The sequence below is a fragment of the Lactobacillus sp. WILCCON 0058 genome, from assembly GCF_057198005.1.
On record NZ_JBUBHM010000001.1, the window covers coordinates 473824 to 498038 of the forward strand.

The 24215-nt window shown below is 46.3% G+C and carries 30 protein-coding genes and 2 pseudogenes; 28 read left to right on the forward strand and 4 right to left on the reverse strand.

Features of this window, described 5'->3' with window-relative positions:
• Positions 1 to 31 precede the first annotated feature (31 nt).
• From ACYVUU_RS02340 to ACYVUU_RS02385, 10 genes and pseudogenes are all read left to right on the forward strand, one after another.
• The gene (locus ACYVUU_RS02340; RefSeq protein WP_484499824.1) at positions 32 to 754 is read left to right on the forward strand and encodes a TMEM175 family protein; all 723 of its coding nucleotides are present in this window, start codon (positions 32 to 34) and stop codon (positions 752 to 754) included.
• A 2-nt stretch (positions 755 to 756) separates the two neighbouring features.
• The gene (rlmD, locus tag ACYVUU_RS02345) at positions 757 to 2103 is read left to right on the forward strand and encodes a 23S rRNA (uracil(1939)-C(5))-methyltransferase RlmD (RefSeq protein WP_484499825.1); all 1347 of its coding nucleotides are present in this window, start codon (positions 757 to 759) and stop codon (positions 2101 to 2103) included.
• Positions 2104 to 2170: 67 nt separating this feature from the next.
• The gene (locus ACYVUU_RS02350; RefSeq protein ID WP_484499826.1) at positions 2171 to 3100 is read left to right on the forward strand and encodes a Fic family protein; all 930 of its coding nucleotides are present in this window, start codon (positions 2171 to 2173) and stop codon (positions 3098 to 3100) included.
• Between the two features lie 90 nt (positions 3101 to 3190).
• A complete protein-coding gene (locus ACYVUU_RS02355) occupies positions 3191 to 3850 on the forward strand; it encodes an IS607 family transposase (RefSeq protein ID WP_484499261.1) in 660 nt (219 codons plus the stop codon).
• Positions 3774 to 5372, forward strand: coding sequence for an RNA-guided endonuclease TnpB family protein (locus tag ACYVUU_RS02360; RefSeq protein WP_484499827.1), 1599 nt, complete (start codon positions 3774 to 3776; stop codon positions 5370 to 5372). The genes ACYVUU_RS02355 and ACYVUU_RS02360 overlap by 77 nt, the downstream gene beginning before the upstream one ends.
• A 375-nt stretch (positions 5373 to 5747) precedes the next feature.
• Positions 5748 to 5813, forward strand: a pseudogene (locus ACYVUU_RS02365) (Fic family protein); the annotation flags it as partial.
• Between the two features lie 273 nt (positions 5814 to 6086).
• Positions 6087 to 6269, forward strand: coding sequence for a hypothetical protein (locus ACYVUU_RS02370; RefSeq protein WP_484499779.1), 183 nt, complete (start codon positions 6087 to 6089; stop codon positions 6267 to 6269).
• Positions 6262 to 6609, forward strand: a complete 348-nt coding sequence (gene tnpB, locus ACYVUU_RS02375; protein WP_484499044.1) for an IS66 family insertion sequence element accessory protein TnpB — start codon at positions 6262 to 6264, stop codon at positions 6607 to 6609. Before ACYVUU_RS02370 ends, tnpB begins: the two co-directional genes overlap by 8 nt.
• A gap of 55 nt (positions 6610 to 6664) precedes the next feature.
• Positions 6665 to 6919, forward strand: a complete 255-nt coding sequence (locus tag ACYVUU_RS02380) for a transposase domain-containing protein (protein WP_484499045.1) — start codon at positions 6665 to 6667, stop codon at positions 6917 to 6919.
• Entirely contained in the window at positions 6876 to 8219 is a 1344-nt protein-coding gene (locus ACYVUU_RS02385; RefSeq protein ID WP_484499780.1) for an IS66-like element short variant transposase, read from the forward strand. The genes ACYVUU_RS02380 and ACYVUU_RS02385 overlap by 44 nt, the downstream gene beginning before the upstream one ends.
• A 95-nt stretch (positions 8220 to 8314) precedes the next feature.
• Here ACYVUU_RS02385 and ACYVUU_RS02390 read toward each other — a convergent pair whose 3' ends face one another.
• On the reverse strand, positions 8315 to 8629 hold the full coding sequence (locus ACYVUU_RS02390) for a hypothetical protein (protein ID WP_484499828.1): 315 nt from the start codon (positions 8627 to 8629) through the stop codon (positions 8315 to 8317).
• 111 nt (positions 8630 to 8740) lie between these two features.
• Between ACYVUU_RS02390 and ACYVUU_RS02395 the strand changes: the two genes are divergently transcribed.
• From ACYVUU_RS02395 to ACYVUU_RS02430, 8 genes are all read left to right on the forward strand, one after another.
• Positions 8741 to 9607, forward strand: coding sequence for an ATP-grasp domain-containing protein (locus ACYVUU_RS02395; RefSeq protein ID WP_484499829.1), 867 nt, complete (start codon positions 8741 to 8743; stop codon positions 9605 to 9607).
• 453 nt (positions 9608 to 10060) lie between these two features.
• Entirely contained in the window at positions 10061 to 10687 is a 627-nt protein-coding gene (locus tag ACYVUU_RS02400; protein WP_484499830.1) for a DUF4417 domain-containing protein, read from the forward strand.
• A complete protein-coding gene (locus ACYVUU_RS02405) occupies positions 10687 to 11100 on the forward strand; it encodes a hypothetical protein (protein ID WP_484499831.1) in 414 nt (137 codons plus the stop codon). The genes ACYVUU_RS02400 and ACYVUU_RS02405 overlap by 1 nt, the downstream gene beginning before the upstream one ends.
• Complete coding sequence (locus ACYVUU_RS02410) at positions 11100 to 11480, forward strand: hypothetical protein (protein WP_484499832.1); 381 nt, start codon at positions 11100 to 11102, stop codon at positions 11478 to 11480. Before ACYVUU_RS02405 ends, ACYVUU_RS02410 begins: the two co-directional genes overlap by 1 nt.
• Before the next feature lie 45 nt (positions 11481 to 11525).
• Positions 11526 to 11888, forward strand: coding sequence for a helix-turn-helix domain-containing protein (locus tag ACYVUU_RS02415; RefSeq protein ID WP_484499833.1), 363 nt, complete (start codon positions 11526 to 11528; stop codon positions 11886 to 11888).
• Complete coding sequence (locus ACYVUU_RS02420) at positions 11872 to 12156, forward strand: hypothetical protein (protein WP_484499834.1); 285 nt, start codon at positions 11872 to 11874, stop codon at positions 12154 to 12156. Before ACYVUU_RS02415 ends, ACYVUU_RS02420 begins: the two co-directional genes overlap by 17 nt.
• Positions 12157 to 12257: 101 nt before the next feature.
• Positions 12258 to 13649, forward strand: coding sequence for an IS4 family transposase (locus ACYVUU_RS02425; protein WP_484499835.1), 1392 nt, complete (start codon positions 12258 to 12260; stop codon positions 13647 to 13649).
• Positions 13650 to 13672: 23 nt separating this feature from the next.
• Positions 13673 to 14014, forward strand: coding sequence for an ImmA/IrrE family metallo-endopeptidase (locus ACYVUU_RS02430; protein WP_484499836.1), 342 nt, complete (start codon positions 13673 to 13675; stop codon positions 14012 to 14014).
• 66 nt (positions 14015 to 14080) lie between these two features.
• Here the strand turns inward: ACYVUU_RS02430 and ACYVUU_RS02435 are convergent.
• A pseudogene (locus ACYVUU_RS02435) lies at positions 14081 to 14858 on the reverse strand (IS30 family transposase); the annotation flags it as partial.
• A gap of 89 nt (positions 14859 to 14947) precedes the next feature.
• Between ACYVUU_RS02435 and ACYVUU_RS02440 the strand changes: the two are divergent.
• From ACYVUU_RS02440 to ACYVUU_RS02485, 10 genes are all read left to right on the forward strand, one after another.
• Positions 14948 to 16009, forward strand: coding sequence for a Fic family protein (locus tag ACYVUU_RS02440; RefSeq protein WP_484499837.1), 1062 nt, complete (start codon positions 14948 to 14950; stop codon positions 16007 to 16009).
• A gap of 27 nt (positions 16010 to 16036) precedes the next feature.
• On the forward strand, positions 16037 to 16588 hold the full coding sequence (locus ACYVUU_RS02445; RefSeq protein ID WP_484499838.1) for a GNAT family N-acetyltransferase: 552 nt from the start codon (positions 16037 to 16039) through the stop codon (positions 16586 to 16588).
• 166 nt (positions 16589 to 16754) lie between these two features.
• Positions 16755 to 17315 (forward strand): hypothetical protein, encoded by a 561-nt coding sequence (locus ACYVUU_RS02450; protein WP_484499839.1) that lies wholly within the window; start codon positions 16755 to 16757, stop codon positions 17313 to 17315.
• A 201-nt stretch (positions 17316 to 17516) separates the two neighbouring features.
• Positions 17517 to 18386, forward strand: a complete 870-nt coding sequence (locus ACYVUU_RS02455; protein ID WP_484499840.1) for a LysR family transcriptional regulator — start codon at positions 17517 to 17519, stop codon at positions 18384 to 18386.
• An 83-nt stretch (positions 18387 to 18469) separates the two neighbouring features.
• On the forward strand, positions 18470 to 18817 hold the full coding sequence (locus ACYVUU_RS02460; protein WP_484499841.1) for a cyclophilin-like fold protein: 348 nt from the start codon (positions 18470 to 18472) through the stop codon (positions 18815 to 18817).
• Positions 18818 to 18837: 20 nt separating this feature from the next.
• Positions 18838 to 19590, forward strand: coding sequence for a carboxymuconolactone decarboxylase family protein (locus ACYVUU_RS02465; RefSeq protein WP_484499842.1), 753 nt, complete (start codon positions 18838 to 18840; stop codon positions 19588 to 19590).
• 146 nt (positions 19591 to 19736) lie between these two features.
• Positions 19737 to 21665: a heavy metal translocating P-type ATPase gene (locus tag ACYVUU_RS02470; RefSeq protein WP_484499843.1), complete on the forward strand. Its 1929-nt coding sequence runs from the start codon at positions 19737 to 19739 to the stop codon at positions 21663 to 21665.
• Positions 21666 to 21685: 20 nt separating this feature from the next.
• Complete coding sequence (locus tag ACYVUU_RS02475) at positions 21686 to 21913, forward strand: heavy-metal-associated domain-containing protein (RefSeq protein ID WP_484499844.1); 228 nt, start codon at positions 21686 to 21688, stop codon at positions 21911 to 21913.
• A 66-nt stretch (positions 21914 to 21979) separates the two neighbouring features.
• Positions 21980 to 22261: an iron-sulfur cluster repair di-iron protein, ric gene (locus tag ACYVUU_RS02480; protein WP_484499845.1), complete on the forward strand. Its 282-nt coding sequence runs from the start codon at positions 21980 to 21982 to the stop codon at positions 22259 to 22261.
• 24 nt (positions 22262 to 22285) lie between these two features.
• Complete coding sequence (locus tag ACYVUU_RS02485; protein ID WP_484499846.1) at positions 22286 to 22936, forward strand: Crp/Fnr family transcriptional regulator; 651 nt, start codon at positions 22286 to 22288, stop codon at positions 22934 to 22936.
• A 104-nt stretch (positions 22937 to 23040) separates the two neighbouring features.
• Here the strand turns inward: ACYVUU_RS02485 and ACYVUU_RS02490 are convergent, their stop codons facing one another.
• Positions 23041 to 23301 (reverse strand): SemiSWEET family transporter, encoded by a 261-nt coding sequence (locus ACYVUU_RS02490; protein ID WP_439775712.1) that lies wholly within the window; start codon positions 23299 to 23301, stop codon positions 23041 to 23043.
• Positions 23291 to 24214 carry an ROK family protein gene (locus tag ACYVUU_RS02495; protein ID WP_439775711.1) on the reverse strand — a complete coding sequence of 308 codons (924 nt, stop codon included), beginning with the start codon at positions 24212 to 24214 and terminating at the stop codon, positions 23291 to 23293. The genes ACYVUU_RS02490 and ACYVUU_RS02495 overlap by 11 nt, the downstream gene beginning before the upstream one ends.
• Between the last annotated feature and the right edge of the window lies 1 nt (position 24215).

The following is a 24215-nucleotide window of genomic DNA, read 5'->3' on the forward strand; positions in this document are numbered from 1 at the left end:
CAGACTCTATTTTTGTGTTTAGAGGAAAAGCATGATAACCAATAAAAAGAAAGAATTAGCAAGAAAGCGGGCCGAACGGTCTCTGCCGCCTCTGTCGCCAGAAGAGCAGAGCGAGTGGGACCAGCTGCGCCGGTACCGGGAGAAGGCTGTTAAGGAGTCCGGGGCCAAATTGGCAGAACACCTGATGACTTTTAACGACGGGGTAATCGCCATCATCATCACTATTGTGGTGCTGGAGATCGGGGCGCCTTTGACCAAGAGCGCCTACCATGACTTTTTCAGCCAGATTTTGATCTATTTGATTTCATTTTTCGTGGTAGCCAATTTCTGGTATGAAATCCACCATGCCTTCAGTTTTCATATTATGCGGGCAGGAAAGATGACCATGGTCTGCGACTTCGCTTTTTTGGCCAGTCTGTCCTTGATTCCGGTCATGACCAAGTGGATCATGGGGGATTTGTCGGTCTTGAGCGTGGTCTGTTATGGGATCGTCTACTTTTTGGTCCAGATTTTTGAACTGGCAACGGAAATGGTGGGGATGCGGAGCTCACTGCCGCATATTAAGACCTTCCGGAAGCTCTGGGGCCGGGTTTCCTGGCTGCGCTTCATCTGGCTCTTCCTGCTCAATTTAGTCTTTATTTTGATATCTTTCGTCCAGCCAAGGTTGGGGATGATTTTGTATCTGGCCTTCCCAATCATCAACTTTGTCACGCCAGATAACCGGAGCCAGCGGGCCCGCAAAGGAGATAAATAATCATGAAGAAAAACGAAATCGTCGAAGTCGAAATCACCGACTTGTCATATGAAGCCATGGGGGTTGGCCATGTCAATGGCGAAACGGTCTTTGTCAACAACGCCTTGCCAGGTGAAGTGGTCAAGGCGCAGATCTTGAAGGACAAGAAGAGCTATGCTTTTGCCAGAATTTCTGAGATCGTCAAGGAAAGCCCGGACCGGGTCAAGGTGCCTCTCCGCCAGTACGTGCAGACTGGTTTAGCCAGCTTGGCTCACCTCAAGTATGACAAGCAATTGGAATTCAAGCAAAAGCAGGTTAAGGAGCTTTTGAGCAAGGCCCACCTGGATCAGATCAAGGTAGCGGAAACTTTGCCAAGTCCCTTGGAAACTGGCTACAGAAACAAGGCCCAGGTACCGGTCAGAATGGTCAAGGGGCAGCTAGAGATCGGCTTTTTCCGCCGGCACTCACACGACCTGGTGCCGCTGGAAGACTTTTTCACCAATGATCCGGAAATTGACCGGGTCCTGGTAGCGGTCAGAGATATCTTGCGGGAAAAGCGGATTCCGGCTTATGACGAAGAAAAGCATCAAGGGCAGGTAAAATACCTGGAAGTCCGCCGGGGAACGGCTACGGGCGACATGATGGTCGTCCTGGTCTGCTTGGACCGGGACTTCCCAGGCCTGCACGCGGTCGTTGACGAGATCAAGGAAATCGACGGGGTGAAGTCGATCTTCCTCAACCACAACCCAAAGAGAACCAACGTCATCTTGGGTGAACACGACTACCATTTGTGGGGGAAGAGATACATTGATGACAAGATTGGCGATTTGACCTTTGAAATTTCGCCGCAGTCCTTCTTCCAGATCAACTCCCTGCAGACGCCGCGCCTCTACAAGCTGGCCATTGACCAGGCGGGCTTGACTAAGGACGATTTGATTGTTGACGCTTACTCCGGGATCGGGACGATCGGTCTGTCCGCGGCCAAGTACGTTAAGGAAGTTCGCGGGGTTGAAGTGGTTAAGGCTGCGGTCAAGGACGCCAAGAACAACGCCCGGCTCAACCAGATTCACAATGCCAAGTACTATGCCGGCAAGGCGGAAGACTTGATGCCGAAGTGGGCGGCTGAAGGTTTGAAGACGGATGTAATTTTTGTCGACCCGCCACGTAAAGGCTTGACCAAGGAATTTATCGATGCCGCGGTTAAGACGGGTCCAAAGAAGGTTGTCTACATCTCATGCAACCCGGCAACGTTAGTGCGGGACATGCAGCTCTTGATGGAGGCTGGTTATACGACTGACCTGGTATCACCAGTCGACATGTTCCCGCAGACGCCACATGTGGAATGCGTGACCGTGCTGACGAAGGAATAACTTAGTCGGTCGAGCGACCAAGATAAGCGACTAAGTTACCGACCAAGATAAAGAAGAGGAGGCAGAGATGAGTGAATATGTACCGCCATTTCAGATGACCGACAACATAATGAACCTGCTGGCGGAAACCAGTGAGCAGATTGGCCGGATCAAAGTTTTGTCGCATGGCAATCTGAACCCGCATTTGCGGAAGGAAAACAGAATCCGGACGATTCACTCATCTTTGGCGATTGAGCAGAATTCTCTAACGCTTGAACAGGTTACGGCTATCTTAGACGGCAAGCGAATCCTTGGCAATCCCAATGAAATCCGGGAAGTGAAGAATGCATACGCCACTTATGAGATGATGCTTGAACTCAACCCATATTCTGTGGATGACTTGTTAGAGGCGCACAAGCAGATGATGGCCGGGCTGATTTCTGAAAATGGCAGGTTCCGGACCAGTGGGGTGGGAGTTTTTGCCGGTGACCAAGTCATTCACATGGCTCCGCCAGCCAAACTTGTCCCAGGTGAGATTCAAAATCTGATCACTTGGTACCGTAATTCTAAGGCCCATCCCTTGATTAAGAGCGCGATTTTCCATTATGAGTTTGAGTTCATCCATCCTTTTGCCGATGGTAACGGGAGAATGGGCCGGCTCTGGCATAGTTTGCTGCTAGGTAACTGGAATGAAATCTTTTTCTGGCTGCCGATAGAGGAACTGATTCGGTCCAGACAGGAAGAATACTACCAGGCACTTGGCAAGTCTGATGAACAGGGAGAAAGCAGTCCTTTTGTGGAATTCATGCTAAAAGTCATCTTGGACACGCTGAAGGAAACCACAGTTGTTGGTAAAACAAAGAAAGCAGAAAATCCCCAGGTTCAAAAACTGTTGGAAGTTCTTGATGGTGAAGAGCTATCAACGGCGGAATTAATGGAACGGTTGGGGCTTTCTCACAGACCAACTTTCCGGAGAAACTACTTAAATCCGGCGTTGGAAGAAGGGTGTGACTGCTAAAAATTATTCATTTCATCCGATGCTAAATAGCAACGTTTCTTACCAATTCTTGATATAATATCTATATCGAAAGATTGGAAGGAAGAAACGATGAGCGAATACATGTCCATATCAAAAGCAGCTGAGTACCTTAACGTTGCCAAGTCAACTCTCCGCAATTGGGAAGCTGAGGGATTGATTACACCGCTTAGAACTGCCTCCAACCAACGCCGCTACACTAAAGAAATGCTAGATGAAGTTCTGCAAGGAAATGTGAAGGCATCTAAGCCTAAGAAGCTACTGACCATCGGCTATTGCCGGGTTTCTTCTGGTCATCAAAAAGAAGACCTCCAAAGGCAGAAGGATGTAGTGTCTAGATATTGCGAAGTCAATGGCTATCAGTTTAAGATCATTCAAGACGTTGGATCTGGTCTCAACTATAAGAAAAAGGGCCTGACAGAGCTGATCAACATGATCTGCAAGAAGCAGTGCGAACGAGTCGTGGTAAATTACCAAGACCGGCTTGTTCGTTTTGGCTTTGAAATAATTGAGACAATCTGTCAGGCAAACGATGTAGAGCTGGTTGTCATCAATCAGACAGACAACGTTGATCCAAATTCAGAACTTGTAGAAGATGTTTTATCTATAATCACTGTTTTCTCAGCTAAGCTGTATGGAAAGAGGTCGCATCAGAATGCAAGAGTCATCCAAGAAAGCAAAAAGCTCTTCAATCAAGCAGACAGTGACAAAGACTCAGCCCAAGACGATTAGAGTCTACTCCAAAAAGTTAAGCGATGAAGAATTTGCCAGAATGTCCGACTTCTTTGAAAGATACGGCAGGTGCCGGCATTTCTTTTTGAACCGCTACTGTGGCATCAAGTCGATGCTTGCGGTTAATAACTGGCAGACTCTGCGTAACCAAGTTCGCAAATGGGACAAACCGGTTAAAGGCGCAAAAGGAAAGCTGGAAACAGTCTACAACTTTCAGACCAAGCACTGGGTAGGCGCTCTCCGTGAAGCATGCGCCAACATAAAAAGTATGTGGTCGAATCTGGCTAACCGCTTGAAGAAAGTGATCCAAGGAAATGAAAATCTTTCTGCAGATCAGCGCCACCTTTTGTTCTTTATCTTAAAATTTAAAAGTGCATGGCAATCCGTTCTTCTTCACAAGCCAATTGAGCTGCCGGAAGAATACACTGAAGCTTTAACTGAAATAGAAGCCAAGCTGACGGATAAGCAAATCAAGCAAGCATACAGCTACTTACGCCGGATTACGTATCGCTATCACTACCGGGCACGCAAGTCGGGCAAGCTTGGCTCTAGCATGAAGTGTGACTTGAATTGGGCATTTGAAGGAAATACTTTTTTATTCAGTTCAGATGTGCCTAGAAAGCAGTTTTCTGTGGAGATGACCAGTCCGTGGAGTTATCCACGTACCGGCGATATCACAGTGGTGCTTGACCGCGTCAAGCAGCGCCTCGAAGTTCATAAGCTGATCACTAGCAAGCGTTACAGTAACAATTCAAAGAAGGCGATCGGCATTGACAAGGGGCTTGCCACCTTGCTTTCCTGCAGCAGCGGCAATGAATATGGTAAAAACTTCAGCAAGCTTGCCAATGCCATCGTTGACAAATATGGCAAACGAAACGCAAATCGGCAGCCTTATATGAGTTTGCGCTGGCTGCTCAATCAGCAGCTTGAGCAACTGGAAAAGGCAGACAAGCCTTTATCCAAGACAGCTTCGAAGAAGAAAAGAAAACTGCTTGGCAAGCTTAAGAATCTGGAGCAAAACAATATCGGAAGAAAGTCGTATGACAAGAGCTACCGCTCAGCTCAAGAAACCGTCCGAAGCTTTATCAACTGTGCGATAAACAGGATGATTGAGAAAGAGTATCCGGCGGTCATTGCCAAGGAAGACTTGACGTTCGTAAAAGAAAAAGGCATCAAATCAGATAACAGCAGATTCGCAAGAAAGATGCGCAAGCGCTTGAATTCATGGACTAAGGGCCAACTGGATGAACGCATTGAATATCTTTCAAGCAAGAATTCGATTGAAACTCATGATGTCAATCCGGCATATACTTCTCAGTATTGTCCGATCTGTGGGCAGCATTTTGAGGAAAGATACGGCAGTCATCATGAACTGACCAAATGCAAGAAATGCGGCGAGATGAATGCGAATATCGCCGCAGCAAAAAATATATTGAGTAGATTAACTGACGAAGAAATCACGCTTTACACGCCTTACAAGCGAGTTAAGGAAATTCTTGACAGTCGGATAAAAGAAGCATAAGCCTAGTAATACTACAAAGTTGAAGGCTCTAGCATGTAAGAGCAGTCAGCTTTAACGAACTCAGTTCGGGGTATTAAAATCGCGGCTTGACTGCTTCGAGAAGGCATCACGATATGCTTGCCTGCTTTTTTGCGGGCAAGATGCCTTCAAGACTGCCATGCTAAAAGTTTTCAGTGGGGCAGATAAAAAGCTATTGGATGACGCCATCCGGCGTTGTTTGACAGCCAACCGTACTCACTGACCTTAACTTCAAAAGGTTAAAAATCTGATTTCTTTTTCCAAGTTGAATCTACCCATAGATTTAACTAGAAAGGAATATCAGAAAAACTTACCAATACTGATGCGATTATCAAGATTTAGTAAGTTTTATGATTCGGATTTATAGAAATGACCATTCCGGAGAAGCCGAAAAGCAGAAATCAAAAATACCGAAGAAAATAACTTAGTCGGTTGAGCGACCAAGATAAGCGACTAAGTTACCGACCAAGATAAAGAAGAGTCCCTTCATGTTTAATCGTGAGGGGACTTTTTTAGTCCAATTATTTGCTCTTTCGTCCAAAATCGGGCAAAATTGGACGAAAAAAGCATCTCTAGCAAGAAAGTTATCCTGCCAGGGATGCTTGTTTGTAAGCACCCAATAGCGCGGTATCTATCAACCCCCGGGCAATAGTCATATACTGTTCTTAACAATTGAATACGGAGGAACACGATATTATGACTGAACATCCAATCGTACCGCTCGAGCTGCCGAAGGGCAAACCCAGACCTAGGAATAAGCTTCCAAAGAACAGGCTCGTTCTCAATCTGAAGTCCAATGGAGTTGAGCTGTCATTTTACAGTGATGCCACTAACGAGCTTATGCTCGAAGTCGTGGGCAGGTTCTTGAGCCATGATTAATCTGGCTGAATTAGGTCGAGTGTTCATTGTTTGCGGTAAGACCGACATGCGCCGGGGAATCGATTCGCTTGCTTACATAGTTAAGAAGAGCTTCCATCTCGATCCCTTCTCTGGAAGTGTCTTTCTCTTCTGCGGCAGCCGAAGAGATCGCTTCAAAGCACTTTATTGGGACGGCCAGGGATTCTGGCTGCTCTATAAACGCTTTGAGAACGGGAAGCTGGCCTGGCCAAACAATGAAGACGAAGTTCGAGAGTTGTCTGATGAACAAGTCATGCGCTTGATGCAAGGCTTTACCATTGATCCTAAAATTAATACCGCAAGAGCTCGTGAATTCTATTGATTTCACGAGCTTTTCTGGTATTCTTATGATTATGAATCAAGGAGGGACAGCGATCATGACCGAAAAAGAAACTTTAGCTTTAATTGAAACGCTTAAAGCTAATATCGAAGCGCTCAAAGCAAATAACGAAGAATTGCTCAAGCAGGTTGCCCTTCTTACTGAACAAGTTGCTTATTTGACTAATAAGCTTTATGGCAAGTCCTCCGAGAAGAGAGCTGTCAACCCAGATCAGCTGAGCCTTTTTGAGGAAGACAACGCCTCTCAAGATGACGAGGACTTACCCTCGCGTTACCGAAACTATTACCTATAAGAGACGCAAGCAAGTCGGCAGAAAGAAAGATATCTTAGATTCTCTGCCGGGCGAGGAAGTTCATCATCGTTTGGATGATCTTACCTGTCCAGACTGCCAGCACGAACTGAAAGAGATCGGCAGCTTCTGTGCTAGACAAGAGCTGCTGTACATTCCAGCCCAAGTTAAGAGAATCGATCACATCCAACACTCTTACAAGTGCCAGCACTGCAGTGATGAGGCACCGGCTGACAAGATTATCAAAGCTCCTGTACCCAAGGCACCGTTAACCAACAGTCTTGGCTCAGCTTCTTTGATCGCTGATACGATCTATCAGAAGTATGTTCTCAAGGTTCCTGCCTACCGACAGGAGAAAGACTTGCGGCGCATGGGCCTTCCGCTTGATCACAAGACGGTTTCGAATTGGCATATCAAAGTCTGCGAGTACTACCTCTCCAGCCTTTACGAGCTCTTGAGAAAAGAGCTGCTAAAGCTGGATGTCATTCACGCAGATGAGACGCCATATCGAGTCTTAGACAGCGAAAGAGCTAAAGACTACGTCTGGACCTTCTTATCAGGCAAGCATGCCGAGAAGCCGATTGTCCTGTATCACCATGGATCACGAAAAGGTGCCGAAGCGTGGGATTTCCTCACAGGCTTCAGCGGATACCTTCATTGTGATCAATATCCTGGCTATTTACGATTAAGCCAACAGGATGTGACTCTTGTAGGCTGTATGGCTCATGCAAGACGCAAATTCCATGATTCCTTGCCTAAAGACAAGGCTAGAGAATCAGACGCAACTTCAGTGGCTAATCAAGGGATCCACTACTGTAATCAAATGTTTAGCCTGGAGCACGCTTGGGAAGATCTTTCCGCTGAAGAGAGATACGAGAAGCGTCAGTCTGAATTAAAGCCTCTGCTAGAGAAGTTTTCCGACTGGTGCTCCAAGAAATCAATCTCCGTGTTGCCTTCCGGCAAGCTGGGGACGGCCTTCCAGTATTGCATAAAGCACATGGACAAGTTCATGAACGTTCTAAAAGATGGTCGCCTTGAACTGTCCAACAACAGAGCAGAACGAGCAGTCAAAGAGATCGTCATGGGACGCAAGAACTGGCTCTTTTCACAGAGCAGTTCCGGCGCCAAGTCCATGGCTATCATTATGAGCATACTCGAAACTGCCAAGCAAAATGGCTTGGATCAATTCAAATATATCAACTATCTTCTAGACAAGCTGCCCAATGAGCTGTCGTTATTAGACAATCAACGTCTGGAAGCCTATTTACCATGGGCTGAGAATGTTCAGCTCCACTGCAAGTAAAGTCCCATAAACTGATTAATCCCATCTTAGCATTGCTAGGATGGGATTTTAATATACTCTGCTATTGGGTGCTTACGCTTGTTTTGGTTGATGAGTTAATATTCTACGTCTAAATCGGGTAAAAGTTCCTTGAAAGTTTTGCCTTCAAACAAAGGAACGTCTTCTACCAACTTACGGAAATTTTTATTTTGAATTATGACTTTTCCACTGAGTTCTTCGGCAATCATGTAGCCACCGTCACCGTAGGCGGCGGTAATGATATATCTAATACCGTGATACCAGAAAAGAAAATCCATTGTTAAAGGCGGATCGTCCTTTCTTTCCGGAAATTCATTCCATGATTCAGATAACATAAAACTTTCCCAAGTGAAAGGCTTATCTTCTTCTACGTGATCTTTGTTTGTCTTCATTCTTTTTTCTCCCAAGTTAGATGTTTTGCTTTTTGAATACCCTTAATATACCAGAGTTATCAAGAAAAGCGTAAACTATCTCATAGAAGTATTTTTGGGGATGTAACGACGATGAAAAAGATGACGATTTTATTTCCTGGCAGTTACATGAATTATCGTGTCATAGACGATGATATGAGTGAAGAATTTCAAGCTACTGAAAAAACAGAGCTTTTTAACACGGTCTTGTTTAACTACGATGATTGGCTGGCCGGAGACAAACTCAAGCTGACCGATCACGGCAACATTTCAAATCCGGTTATTTACCGGGGCTGGATGCTAAAACCGGAGGAATATCAGCGGCTGTACGAGGAGCTTGATGCTAATGGAATTCACTTGTTGACAAAGCCAGAAGCTTACTCGAACATGCATCTCTTTCAAAATGTTTATCCGTTGATTAAAGATGACGCGGCGAAGATGATCTATTTTCCAGATCGAAAGGTAGATCTGGAAAATGTGAAGAGTCATTTTAACCGCTTCATGGTCAAGGACAGTGTTAAATCGGTGAAAGGGACTGAATTCCCAGCCTTTTTTGACCAGTCGACAAGCCAAGCAGAATTCGATGAGGCAATGAAGATTTTTTACAAATACCGGGGCGATCTTCTGACTGGGGGTATTTGCGTCAAAGAATATCTAGACCTAAAACGTTATGGTGGCATGACAAATGAATTCCGCGTATTTTACGCAAATGGAAAGATCATTAGCGTAAGCAAAAATTCGAAGCAGCCAGAGTCTGTGAATAAGTTGCCGATGGAATTGGCCGAAAAATATCTTGGATTAAATAGCCCATACTACACAATCGATTACGCAGAATTAGCGGACGGATCGTGGAAGATCATTGAAGCAGGGGATGGCAGTGTGTCTGGCCTCTCAGCCGGCCAAGGTGCGTTAGAATATTACCGGGCAATCTATCATGCGTTTGTAGAATTAACAGATTAAAAAGACTTGATCGGCGTTATATCGGCGAAAATAACTTGGTCGGTCAAGCGACCAAGATAAGCGACTAAGTTAAAATTAGGTCCTCTCACAACAGGTTGTGGGAGGACCTTTTTCTTTCAAAATCGGATGAAATTGGCCAAAAAATTACTTAGTTAGACGAAAGGAGCAACAGTCATATGAAGCCAACTTGGCAAAAAAGATTGTTTTACCTCTGCTTGGCAAAGGCCAACGTTGTAGAAGATTATTGTTTTCAGAACTATCGTATTTTGGACAAGGAAGTTGCCAGGGGTTGACAAATTAACTGATATGGTTAATAATATTTACTGAAGGCGTAAAATAAAAGTGGCTGTTGGCGCAGCCACTAAATAGAGAAGTGCTAATACTTCAACTAGCAATTTAAGTTTAGCACACTTCTCCATATTTGACACCTAATAATAAATAAGGAGGCAGTGAATGCTAAACTTAAAAAATGGCTATTTTACAGGTAAAGATGAATTCCCTGTATTACAGTCACAGAACAATAATTTTCAACGTCCTTTCCAAATGGTAAGATTTTCTGACCGAAAAGATGTGTCTTTAAATGATGCTATTTGCTTTTATGAATGGGATGAAAAATTTAAGCGTCAGTTGGCGGAGAATCATCTGAATAGGTTAATCGGAGATTTTAGACGAGCGGGATCCGTAGTACAACCAGATTACAGTATTTATGCTGATGATCCATTAATTCTGCAAAAAATGGCAGTTTTTAATCGGAACCGAGTTGCTTGCGAATTGCAGTCATGTGGAATTGAAATTATTCCCAATTTACGTTGGGGGGATGAAAGATCATTTGAATTTGCCTTTGCAGGTATACCTAAGCATCAAATCTGCGCTGTTGGTACTTATGGACAAATTCGTGATAAAGAGAAACGGAGGCTATTTGAGTTAGGCCTTGAGCGAGCGTTAGTTCAAACAGAACCTAGAGAGGTTCTTGTTTACGGGCCCATGCCTATTGATATTTTTGGACAATACCAAAGTGTGGTTCCTTTTTATCAATATCAAGATTGGCGTAATAACGCATTTGATAAGAAGGTGATTTGATGGGCAGCGGTTACCGAGGTTATTCTCACACTCAAGGGGCTACAGAACGATTTAAATCACAAAAGCTCATGGATGAGCTGAAGAACAGTGGAGTTAAGTATACTGAAAAAGATGTAGTATTAGTAGCTAAAAATTATTATGGTAAGCTTTTATGGCTAGAGAAGGGAAATGAATCATCTGGTCTGAAGCATATCGAAATACGACATCAAAAAGAATTTGGCGAAAATACTGATATTAAGGACCTATTAATGAAGATCCTACCGTTAAAACCAGTAAAACGCTTTAGTAGGGGAAAGGGGAAGAGACTATCTGACGTCTATCTGTATAAGAAAAATTCGAAGCATTATTTGGTCGCTTATGGTGACAATGGTTATATTGTTAGCTTTTATCCATATGAGGAAGGGAAATATTGATGTATAAGGTAATCGCAATAAAAGAATATGAATTTACGCGAGACATCATTGTTGAAAGTCAAGAATCTAAACAGCAATATACAGTATTTGATGATTCAGATTTAATTGGAAATGATCAATTCTCTTTTATGAAAGAGCAAGAAATCTATGATTGTAAGATAGGCATACTGTATGAAGTAAATCGCTCTGGAAAAAAATTTTATGTTTTATCTCGGGAAAAGGTTGGTAAGATGAACTTATTTAAGGTATCAAATTCAGACGGTGATAATTTTTATTTGCCAGCCACCACAGATGTAAAGATTGGTAGTCAAATTAACTTGATAGTAAAAAGATATGATTTACTCTCAGTTAATAATGTAATAAATGATAGGACATTATAAAATGCCACTTTTGGCAGACAAAATGAATCACATGGAGGAATTATTATGGCTACAACAGCATTAGGAAAATTTTTAAGAAAGATACGGATAGATCGTGATGAGCGATTATATGATATGGCAAAACATTTAGGAGTTAGTTCTGCTTTTCTTTCTAGTGTTGAAAATGGCCATAAGAAAGCATCAACTACTTTAATTAATAATATTATTGATGTCTATAACTTGAATATGGAGCAGCAAGAACAGTTGAAAGACGCAGTGAGCCTTAGCGAGCATAAGATTGATATCTCACAATTCTCACCACAAAAGCAGGAAGCCACTTTAATGTTTGCAAGAAAGTTTGATGAATTAACTGACGAACAAATTGATCAGATTAGGAATATTTTAGAAGGAGATGGGGACAATCATTAGCTATAAAACTGCATTTGAAGCTAAACCAGAATCTCGAGAAGATTTACGATATTTAGCGAAATTAATTCGTAAAGAGCTTGGTATCGCCCTTGATAAAAAATATGTTGATGTTACTTGGATTTTGGAAAGATTGGATGTACTTGATTCAGAGTATTCATATGAAATAGTCGATGATGATGAATTAGGAGCGGCAGTGCAAGCACAAACTGATATTTTAAAGGATACTATACTTAAACTTCCCACTTGCAAAAGTGGGCTAGTACCTTGAAAATTCAATAGTTTTGCCAACAAAAAAGCACAAGGCCTTCGTTCGCTTGATATAATTAAGTCGACCAAAACATCATCAATATCAAACGAAAGGCTTGTGCTATGTCTAGTTTACCATCATTCGATACTGAAAACGAACCTAAAATTGCCCGCTCTGTTGAAAAGTTCTTTAAGGACTACAAAGTTATGGAGCTTCTCCGCAGATCTGGGCTCCGCAAGTCCAAAGGAGTCCCGCTTTGGTCGATCCTTTCATACATCTTCAGTAATGTGTTTCGAGACAGAAGCATGTACATGCAACAGAAGTCTGGCAAGTGTACTGCTGGCTTCTCCAAAAATACCTACTATCGATTCATGCAGAACCCACATATCAACTGGCTTCGCTTCACTATTCTGCTAGCTGAGAGGATCGTCAATGGGCATCTGAAAGATCTGACCTCTGACCAACGTGCGGATTGCTTCGTCTTTGACGATTCGCTCTACTCCAGAACTGGATACAAGAAGACTGAGCTGGCTGCCAAAGTATTCGACCACGTTTCGATGACCTACAAGAAGGGGTTTCGGATGATGACCATGGGTTGGACTGATGGATCCTCCTTCGTCCCAATCGCTTCATCTCTCCTGTCCTCAAAGAACGATCAGAATGTCATCGGGACAACCAAGAAGATCGACAAGCGCACAATTGCGGCCAAGAGGCGGATTATGGCCCAATCAAAGGGGACCGATGTAGTTATCCAGCTGCTCGATCAAGCCTTGAAAGCAGGGCTCACTGCCAAGTACGTCATGTTTGACACTTGGTTTTCCAATCCGCATCAGATTGTCCAAATCAGTCAACGTGGTTTGAACGTAATCGCCATGGTGAAGAAAAGCTCCAAGATCACATACGAGTTCGAAGGAAAGCGGATGAACGTCAAGCAGATCTTCAACGCATGCAAGAAGCGTAGAGGTCGCTCAAGATATCTCCTGTCCGTCCCTGTAAAGGTTGGAGATCCTGCCAAAGATGGTGCCCAGATTGATGCCAGAATAGTCTGTGTGAGAAATCGCTCCAACCGCAAAGACTGGATCGCTCTTATTTGTACGGACATGACGATCGATGAAAATGAGATCATCAGAATTTACGGCAAAAGATGGGACATCGAGGTCTTCTTCAAGACCTGCAAGAGCTTCTTGAAGCTTGGCACTGAATACCATGGACTCTCATATGATGCATTGACTGCCCATACGGCTTTCGTCTTTCTGCGCTACATGTTCATGTCAGTTGAGAAGCGAGACGATGAAGACGATAGGACAATAGGCGAGCTCTTTTATTGCATGGTAGACGAGCTTGCGGACATCACTTTCAATCACTCGCTTCAGATCCTGGTGGAAGCCATGTTCGAGAGTGTGAAAGAGATCTTCCAACCAACAGAAGAGCAGATGGAAAGGTTCACCAAAGCTTTCATTTCCCGCCTCCCGAAGTACATGCAAGAGGCATTATCGCCATCACTAGCAGCTTAATTGAATATTTACTGGCTAAACTATTGAGTTTTCAAGGCTTCATAGTTCTTTTTGGTGTGGGAAGTTTAAGTACTATATATATTAAAGAGTCTGTGTATGAAGGTGCAATTCAAAACAACGGTCGTGATCGTATGACGATTGCTCATGAAATACTTCATCTCATTTTGCACCAACCAGTAGCATTAACTTTGTATCGCCGCACTGATGATTTACCAGTTTATAAAAATCCTGAATGGCAAGCTGAGTGTTTTGCTGGCGAATTATTGATGCCCTATGATCAGATTAAAGATATGACGGAAGAAGAAATTGTAGAACAATGCAAAGTCTCTAAACGAGCTGCTCACTATCAGAAGGCGCATATCTAGAAAATATGAAATTCTCCAATTGCAAGAACAAATTGAACACTTACCATAAGATCTAGTAGATTTTGATTATCTGCGTTGGTGAATGCGGTCAAGTTCAGCGTCATAGCATTCATCTGGAGTCTTGTAGTTTAATATCTTCCGGGGAAGAGGACTTCGATTTTAGCAATGATTTCTACACTGTACTTGTCCATACGGTCTCCTTTGGGAATATAGCACTTGAAAGCCTGTTCTATGCTTCCTTTATCGCAGGATATATATAAGGGTGAGAGTAGTACACAAGCGTCTTAGTGACTTGCTCAAGATCGGATAAATCTACGAATTCAGATCCGTTGTCAGTTGTGATGGACTTAAAGATTTGATTCCATTTGGTTCCAAACAACTTTCCAAGTTTATCAACTGCTTCATGACACTGGCTGATGTCTTATCCTCAATCTTGATCAATAAAGAATTGACGTGTCTTTCGTTCGTACAGAGTAAGTAGCACATCGTCATCCTTAGTCTTACGTTCAAGAACCAAGTCGCATTCCCAGTGACCAAAGTCCTTACGGGCATCGATTCTAGGGCTACGTTCATCAATGCTTCGTCCTAGGATGCGCTGGCTTATGCGGGCACGATGAGCCGTAGTATTGCATTTGACCTTCTCGGGAAGATCAATGTTCATGATATCCATAAGCACCAAATCAACATAGTTATATAAGGTTTTGGTAGATACGATCTGATCTTTTGGGAAGATCCCTTCGGCCAAATTATGATCCAAGCAGGCGTCAAGAGATCAGCCTCGATTATGGAAACAGTGGGAAACGTAGCTGATAAACTCATGTCTACGAATGAACATGCACTTTCTTTAAGCGTGAAGGGACTTTTTTAGTCCAATTATTTGCTTTTTCGTCCAAAATCGGGCAAAAAAAGAGCTGGTTGGACGAAAGGAAACTTATGAGGTCATTTGATTACAGCAAACTTGCTGAAAAAGCCTGGGACATGGACATAGTCAATCTCGTGGCCAAGATTCATGAATACAAGGGCAGACAGGACTTGTTTGTCCGGCAAAAGCCCGTGAAACTTGACCGCTTGGTTGAAATAGCCAAGATCCAAAGTACGGAAGCCTCAAACAAAATTGAGGGGATCGTGATGACAAGCACACGGATGAAGCAACTTTTTGCCGAAAAAACGCGACCAAGGAACCGGGATGAAGATGAAATCATGGGCTACCGAGATGTTCTGAACACAATCCACGAGAGCTATGAGTATATCCCCGTCAGGCCGTCTTACATTCTTCAGCTCCACCGGGATCTGTTAAAAAGAGCTGGCTTCTCTTATGGCGGCCACTTTAAGAGTGTCCAGAATTATATCAATGAAACCAGGCCAGATGGAATGTCGGTTACTAGATTTATCCCGGTTTCGCCTGCCGATACGCCGGAAGCTGTGGAAAGACTGTGCAATGCTTATGAGCAGGCTAGCGCGACCGAGCAAATTGATGCATTAATCCTGATTCCTGCTTTTATCTGTGATTTTCTCTGCATTCACCCTTTCAATGATGGCAACGGCCGAATGAGCCGGCTGTTGACCCTGCTCCTTTTGTACAAGAGTGGCTACAATGTCGGAAAGTACATCAGTATCGAAAAGCAGATTGAAAAAACTAAGGAACGTTACTACGATGTTTTGCAGCAGATTGACTTGGGCTGGCATGAAGAAAAAAATGATCCTACGCCTTTCATCCGCTACATGCTGCAGGTGATCTTGGCTTGCTACACTGAGTTTGAAGATCGCGTCGGATTAATGTCTGAGCATGGCCAAGGCAGTACGGCATATGATATCGTGAAGCACTATGCCCTGGAAAAAATTGGCAAATTCACTAGCGCGGACGTGCTGGCCCACTGCCCAAGCGTCAGCCGGTCATCAGCACTTGCCGCGTTAAAGAAGCTCACTGAAGAGGGGCTTGTCATCCGGAAGGGATCTGGCCGGGGCACTTTCTACGTGAAAGCTGACAGCAGATAGTTTTTAGAATGAAGAGGCAACAGTCACATGAAGACAACTTGGCAAAAAGATGGCTTTACGATCCGCCTGGCACAAGCCAGCGATGTGGACGATTATTATTTCCAGAATTACTGCCCCTTGGACAAGGAAGTAGCCAGACTGACCGGCTGCAAGGAGCATTTTACCAAGGAAGAAGTGACGTCTTTTTTCCTAAAAGCTATCGAAGAAACGGACAGATACTTCTTCTTGATCTTAGATCCCAACGGTAAAATCATTGGCGAGAGCGTGATCAACGAAATCGACTGGGACCTGCGCCGGGCTAACTTCCGCATCTGCATCTTTCATCCGGCGGAAAGAGGGCAGGGCATTGGCAGCTGGGCGGTTGAAGTGAGCCGGGATTTCGCCTTTGACCAGCTGCACCTGCACCGGCTTGAACTGGATGTCTTCTCTTTTAATCCCCGCGCGGAAAAAGCTTACCTGCGGGCGGGCTTTAAGCGGGAGGGAGTTTTGCGGGATGCAGTTTTTGACAGGGGCCAATACGCTGACGACATTTTGATGGCTATCTTAGAAGATGACTGGCGCAAGCTGAAAGGAAATTGATGATTTCTTATATAAAGATTATTCCGCTAATTCGTTATTTTATAAATAGTAAGCAAGCTTATTATATGGTATACTCGATATAGTCATGACGTGATATAGTTATTTTTAAGTAGTTAAAACTCCCTTTAACGTTAAAGCGATAACCATGATTTGTTGAGGAAAAAATATGACTAAATACCGCGCCGACATTACGGCACTTAACGCAGAAAAAATTGGCAGCCAGGCTCATGGCTATGTAGAATTCACGACTGAGGCTGGCAAGCTCCACATCAAGCTGGAGATGTTCGACACCCCGGCTAACATCCAGCACTGGGAACACTTCCATGGCTTCCCGGACGGCAGGGATGCCCAAGTGCCAACCCTTGCCCAGGATACCAACCAGGACGGCTTTATCGACCTCTTGGAAACCGAACCAGTCTCCGGCACGACTATGGTGCCCCTGGATGCAGCACCTCATGAAATGTGCATCCCTCACGACAACTACCCAGTTGCCGACGCAAACGGCTACTACAGCTATGAAAAAGACGTCGACTTAGCCAAGCTGGAAGCCAAGTTCAAGGAAGTCTTCAATGACCAGGACCTGGCATTGGACAAGCGGGTGGTCTACATCCACGGCGTGCCAGCCGACTTGGAACTGCCAGAAAGCGTTGGTGGCAAGATCAACGACCATTACGACCAACACGTTACTCTTCCAATCGCGGCTGGTAAAATCAACCGCATCGATTAAAACAAAATCCATTCAAAACATGATTCCGCCCAAGCAGCGGAGTCATGTTTTTTTGCCCGCAAAAGGCGGAGAAATCGGTAAAATTAAGTAGAAGAGAAAATCCAGGCTGGAGAGATTGCCATCTTTGAGCAAGTTGGCTGAATTTAATCTGTCTGCTGGCGTGGTGTCTTTTAAAATAAAGATGGAGATGGAGCAACTTAAATGGAAATCAAGGCCTTGCAATATTATCTGGCAGTAGTCAGAGAAGGAAATATCTCAAGAGCGGCAGAAGTGCTGCACGTGACCCAGCCAGCCTTGAGCCGGCAGATCGCCCAATTGGAAGAAGAGCTTGGCACGCAGCTGTTTATCCGGGGGCGGCGGCTGAAGCTGACGAACGCTGGCATCATGCTGCAGCGGCGGGCTGAAGAAGTGACGGCGCTGGTTGAAAAAATCGAAGATGACTTCGCTGATGCTAAAGAAATTGGCGGCGTCATTTCGATTGGCAGCGGCGGCCTGTACTCCTCCCGGGTTTTCCCGGAAATCATGGCCAATTTTCGCAAAGACCACCCTAACGTCAGCTATCGCTTGTACACCAACAGCGCGGAATACGTCAAGCAGCAGCTGGAACAAGGCTTGCTTGATTTCGGCCTTTTGCTGGAACCGGTCGACGTGACGAAATTTGACTATGTCAGGATGAAGGACAAGGAGCGCTGGGGCCTGCTTTTAAGAAAAAGCCACCCGCTGGCCAAGAAAGAATTCATCACCCGTGAAGACCTGTGGAATGAGCCGCTCATTACTTCTGACCGCCTGCCGGTTCAAAAGGAACTCTTGACCTGGATCGGCCGGCCAAAAGCAGAACTGGATATCTTCTGCACCTTCAACTTGATCACCCAGGCGGTAAATATCGTGGACGCCGGCTTGGCATCAGCCTTGACGATCGAAGGAGCGGTAAACATGTATCCGACTGACCGCCTGGTCTTCCGGCCACTCAAGCCGGAGCTTTCCATGACCTCGGTTTTTGCCTGGAAAAAGCCCCTGCCGGAATTTGGCGCGGCTGGCGCCTTCTTGAATTATTTTAAAAGTATGCTTTAAAGGTATATCAATTTATAAAACATAAGCATTTAACATACTCGTTTATTGCTCTTATAATAGAAAGCATAGACGAGGTGATAAAGATGAAAGTCAGCATTACAGCCGGCAAGCACACGGTTTACGCGGAGCTTTACGACAATGCCGCGGCCAGGCAGCTTTATGAAAAACTGCCGGCGACATGGCCCATGCTGAACCTCTACGGCAGGGAAATGTGCTGCCGGATGGGGGCAGGCAGCCTGCCGGCCACTGAGGCCGCGGCCACCGGCTATAAGATTGGTGACATTTCATACTGGCCGCCGGCCGGCAGCCTGGTCATTCTGTATGAACAGAATGGCGAAGTGTTTGACCAGCAGCCGATCGGCCACACTGAGGACGACATCTCGTTTTTTGCCGAGATGGCCGACACAGACGTTATCTGGAAAAAAGCATAGTAAAATCAGGAGGCAAAACAATGGCAAAGATCATTCAAACTGCAGGCAGAGACCAATTAGGCGATTTCGCGCCGGAATTCGCGCATTTTAACGACGATGTGCTTTTTGGCGAAAACTGGAACAACCCGGACATCGATCCCAAGACCAGAAGCATTGTCGTAATCTCAGTCTTCATGGGCCGCGGGCTGGTGGACGAATCCTTGAAGTACCACCTGCAGACTGCCAAGAAGAACGGGGTTACCAAGAAGGAAATCGCCGCCATCATCACGCACGCGGCCTTTTACGCCGGCTGGCCGGTAGCCTGGGCCGTCTTTAACATGGCCAAGGATATCTGGGCTGAAGATGAAGCAGCCGACCTGTCAAAGGAAGCCTACGAGAAGACGATCTTCTTCCCAATCGGCGAGCCAAATGATGCCTATGCTAAGTACTTTATTGGAAACAGCTACCTTGCACCGGTAACTGATGCTCCATTCCCGATTCACAACGTTACCTTTGAACCGGGCTGCCGGAACAACTGGCACATCCACCACGCTGACAAGGGCGGCGGTCAAGTATTGATCTGTGTTGGCGGGGAAGGCTGGTGCCAGATTGAAGGCCAAGAGCCAGTAAAGATGACCCCGGGCAAGGCAGTCATCGTTCCAGCCAACACCAAGCACTGGCACGGGGCAGCCAAGGACAGCTGGTTCTCCCACCTGGCCTTCATGATTCCAGGCGAAAACATGAGCAACGAATGGCTGGAACCGGTTGATGACGAAGAATACGGCAAGCTGTAAAGCGATAATAATTAGCAAACACGTACTGATGGCAAATCAGTACGTGTTTTTTTTGCGTGAAAAATCCCGATCTTGATAGAAATCAATTGGGGAATTCTGCTTTCCCAGTATATTAAAAGCAGCAAATCAAGGAGGTCGAAAGATCAATGCAAAAATGGTTAATGCAAAATCGCAACCGGCTGACGGCAATCACCGGCGTCTTAATCGCCCTGGCCTTTGCCGCTAAATGGTTATTTAAAAGTGAAACAGGGGCGTCCGGCCTGCTTCTGGCCGCCTCTCTTATCGGCGGCTTTCCGATCGCCGCATCCGCTTGGCAGGCCTTAAAGGTCAAAGTCATCAGCATCGACTTATTGGTGACCCTGGCCATCTTAGGCGCCTTCATCATCCAGGAATTTGAAGAATCCGCCATCGTGGCCTTCCTCTTCTTGTTTGGAGCTTACCTTGAGCAAAAGACCCTGGCCAAGACCCGGTCAGCCATCAAGGAACTGGTGGAGATGGTGCCGGAAACCGCCCTCCGGCAGACTGAATCCGGCGACTTTGAAGAAGTTGACTTAGATGACTTGAACGAAGGGGATATCCTTTTGGTTAAGACCGGCGGCAAGATCCCGGTCGACGGGGAAGTTGCCGCCGGCTCTGGAACGGTCAACGAGGCCAGCATCACTGGTGAGTCCATGCCTTTAGGCAAAAATCCTGGTGACTCGGTCTACGCCGGCACTATTTTAGAAAATGGGACTATCCGGATCAAGGCAGAAAAAGTTGGCGACGAGACGACTTTTGGCAAGATCATCGAACTGGTCGAAGAAGCCCAGGACTCCAAGTCCCAGGCTGAGCGCTTGATTGACCGCTTCTCCAAGTACTACACTCCAGTCGTCCTGATCCTGGCCATCATTGTTGGCCTCATCAGCCAAGACCTGGAACTGGCCGTAACCATCCTGGTTCTCGGCTGTCCAGACGCCCTGGTCATCGGGGTTCCGGTTTCCAACGTGGCCGGGATCGGCAACGGGGCCAAGCAGGGGATCCTTTTTAAAGGCAGTGAAGTCATCACCAAGTTCAGCAAGGTCGATACGATCATGTTCGACAAGACCGGGACCTTGACTTACGGCGACCCCCGGGTCAGCCAGGTGAAAAAATATGGTCAAGGCAAGGAGGCTGAAGAGCTTTTAGTCAGCGTGGAAAAAGAATCTGCCCACCCCTTGGCCAAGGCGATTACGAGCTACTACCAGGACCTGGAAGCAAAAGAAGTTGAAGCTTCCCGGACTCTCCAAGGCGGCGGGATTATTGCCCAGGTGGCTGGCCGGCAGGTTTTAGTCGGCAACCGCTATTTGCTTGACCAGTACCATGTTCCAGTCACGGAAGAAATGGAAAAGGACTTAAAAGAGCTGGCAGCAGCTGGCAATTCCCTGGTTCTGGTCGCCGTCAATGGCCAATTAGAGCTTGCCTTAGGCTTAAAGGATGAGATCCGGGCCGGGGTCAAAGAAGACCTGTCCGCTTTAAAAAAGCTGGGCGTGAAGAACCTGCTCCTTTTGTCCGGTGACAACCAGCAGACGGTTGACCTGGTGGCTGAAGAATTGGGCCTCACTGAGGCATATGGCCAGCTTTTGCCAGAAGACAAGGCAGACTTTGTCCAAAAGCGGCAGGAAGCCGGCGAGATCGTGGCCTTTGTCGGCGACGGGATCAACGACAGCCCGTCCTTGGCCCGGGCCGATATCGGGATTGCCATGGGCAGCGGAACCGACGTGGCGATTGAAACTTCAAACGTGGTCCTCATGAACGGCAGCTTTGACCGGATTCCGCGGGCTCTGGCCCTGGCTAAGGCTACCCGGCGGAACATGATCGAAAACATTACCATCGCCCTGGCTGTCGTAGCGGTCTTATTGGTCAGCCTTTTGGCCAGTTCCTGGATGAACATGGCCATCGGGATGTTTGTCCACGAAGGCAGCATCCTGGTCGTGATCCTGAACGCCATGCGGCTGCTAGCCTACCGGTCAAAATTGCAAAAAGCGCAAAAGTTGATAGAAAACAATTTTTCTCAAGCAGAAGGCCCGTATACTAAGGGCATTGAGAGCATCCAATAAAAAAGAAAGGACGAAAAATCATGCAAAAAGCAATTTTGCAACTGGAAACCCTGGCCTGCCCGACCTGCATGCAGAAGATCGCGGGAGCGATCGCCAGCGTTGACGGGGTTGAAAAGACCAGCGTCAAGGTCCTCTTCAACGCCAGCAAGGCCAAGGCCAGCTTTGACCCGGACAAAACCAATTTGGACACGATCAGCCAGGCCGTGAAAAACATCGGCTATGACGTTTTAAAGGCTAGCGCTAAATAAAAGTAAAACAAGAAAAGCAAAAGTAAAAAAAGAAACAATAAAACGACTGATTGAAAAAAGGAGAAAATGATGATCAAGGAATTTTTCGCAAAGAACGATGAAATGTTAGACTTGTATACGCAGGCAATTACCAAGGCCCACGGCGATCACCACCCGGAAGTCTTTGAGGTTCGCAAGGTTTACGAAAATATTCAAAAAGAGGTCAAGAGTGGCCAGGAAGACTTGACTGCCGACTTTGCCAAGCTGCGGGAATTGACCGCGGATTACGCTATCCCGGCTGATGCCTGCGGGGCGATGACCAAGACCTACCAGACCCTGGAAGAATTCGACCACTTGGTCCAGGGCTAATTTTTACCAGCAGAGGAGAGCAAAATGCAGCATATATGTGTCAGCCTGGTCCCGCTGTTCGCGGACCTGCCAGAAAAAGACCAGCTTAAGATTAATTCCCTGGCCAGCCACCGGCGCTATCAAAAAGGTGAGATGATTTTTCAGCCAGGGGATGAAAAGCTGCAGATCGTGGCCCGGGGGAACATGAAGGTCTACCAGCTCTCTGCCAGTGGCCGTGAGCAGCTGCTCAGGGTCGTGGAGCCGGGCGGCTATGAAGGGGAAAAGCAGCTTTTTGGCCTGGAAAATGACAGCTTCTTCGGTCAGGCCATGGAGAACACGGAGATCTGCAGCTTGAGCAAGGCAGACTTCAACCGGGTTCTCTTGGAAAATCCCCAGCTCTCCCTCAAATTGCTGGAACTCAGCGCCCAGAAGCTGCTGGAAACAGAGAGACAGACCCAGTTTTTGGCTATGGAAAGAGTCGAAGAAAGACTGGCCAGCTACCTGCTTGACTTAGCTAAGGTGGCTGGAAGCGACCAGGTCCAGCTGTCCATGAAGATGAAAGATATCGCATTATACCTCGGAACTACCCCCGAAACTCTCTCTCGCAAATTTAAACTCCTCGAAAAAATGACTTTGGTTAAAAGGAATGGCAAGCAGGTGCAAATTCTTGATGAAGACGGCCTGCTGGACTTATAATAGAGAACAAAACTCCCTCTGGCATTACTGATTTGCCAGAGGGAGTTTTTTACCGAATTTTTAAAAAGCTAAATATATAAGATAGAAGATGGAAAATATCAGAATCAGTGCAGGGCCGTTAGGAAAGTGATTAGGCCAAAAATAATGCCTGGAACATTGGCAATAAAGACCGGCCAGTCCTTGTACTTTTGCAATAGGGCGTAGCTGCACCAAAAAGTGCTGTTGATGCAGGCCACAAGCGGCTGAACGGGGTTGCCGTATTGACCGTGCAGGTTGTTCATGATCTGCGGAAAATAGGAAACGTACATCAGAATTGACATGATGCTGGCAATCCGGCCGACGAGCATGGCTTTTTTAGAATTCATCGGCTGCCTCCTTTAAGTCAAAATTGGTATTTTGCAAAAGACCGTATAAGGCCCCCAGCAAGTTGGCATCATTGCGGAATTTGGCGGCCACGATCTCCGGTTTGGTCAAAGTTTCGCCGATGATGGCCGGACTTTTGGTCAGCCGCTCATAAGCTGCCTTGATCCGGTCAAGCAGGAGGGGCTGGGCGGAAACACCGCCGCCGATGGCTACCCGGTCGCCGTCAATGATGGTCTGGATGTTCAAGATCAGCTGGGCAAGGTTGAGGCTACACTGGTCCAACACCGCCAGAGCCGCCTGGTTGCCGCTGGCCGCGCTGGCAAAAGCTGCCTGTCCGTCTAAGAGGTCGACGTTCCCAGCTGCTTGGTTCATAGCTTGGACCATTTCTACAGCTGAGCTGTTGTGGGCCACCATTTTTTCATCGCCGCCAGCTGGATCCCGGGTCATCATGAAGCTGAATTCCCCGGCTTGAGCATGCAGGCCATAGTGGAGGCGATGGTTGATGATAATCCCGCCGCCAACCGCCGTCCCTAAGACGATAACGGCGCCAGTATCGGTGCCTTTTAAGCTGCCCTGCCAGACTTCAGCTAAAGCCGCGGCCTTGCCGTCATTTTCGACATGAATTGGCAGGTCAAAATCGCAGAGCAAGTTACTAAAACTGATTCCGTCCAGAAAAGGCAGCATCCCTCCAAAGCGCAGGCGCTGGGTCACAGGATCAACCGTACCAGGCGTACTAATGGCGATCCCGCTGATCTGCTCTTTATATTGGCCGACCAAAGACTGGATCTTGCCGGTAAAGGCTTCAGCTACCGCCGGGGTGGGGCTGGTCTGCTTGTCAGTCAAGTTGCCCTCTTCGTCGGCCAGGGCGCTTTTTAACTTGGTGCCTCCGATGTCTAAGCAAAGAAATGTTGTCATG